The 513-nt window shown below is 43.5% G+C and carries 1 pseudogene; it reads right to left on the reverse strand.

Annotated features, from left to right (window positions below):
- Positions 1–513, reverse strand: a pseudogene (locus tag GMD6S_RS12845) (type VII secretion protein EssC); the annotation flags it as partial.

Genomic DNA, 513 nt, shown 5'->3' on the forward strand with positions numbered 1-513 from the left:
ATCAAGATTTTATCCTCGCTACCACGATAGATGATCCGTGGAGAACGATGATAATCTGGATAATCTTCATAAAAACCATATCGAGATGGTTCTCTCAGAGTCAGTTGTGACCCAACTTGGGCAGGACCCTGAACCCATACTTCATCAGGATAGAACTTGATCGTCACCGCCCCTAGACTCAACTCATCTCCAAAACCAATCAATTGCTGGTCCATTTGTTCCAGATGATTGTTTCGATAAAATGCGCCTTTTAGTCGAGTTAGCTTCCATTGATTTTGGGATTTTTGGAGTAAGAGTTCAACATCTCCATCTAGTGTGATCAATGCACCTTTTTGAGAGCCAATCTGAAACTCTGATAAATCCAAAAGGTCATAAACCCTTGGCTCCCCTTCTCGGAGATAAAAGACGACCTCACCCAAACGCAGACCATCTTTCAAGAGTCCCACTTCATCGTCGTACTGATAAAAGACCTCGTCACCATCGACCTTGAGCTGAATCGGTCTTTCCTGTTGA

This window comes from Streptococcus sp. GMD6S, from assembly GCF_000297015.1.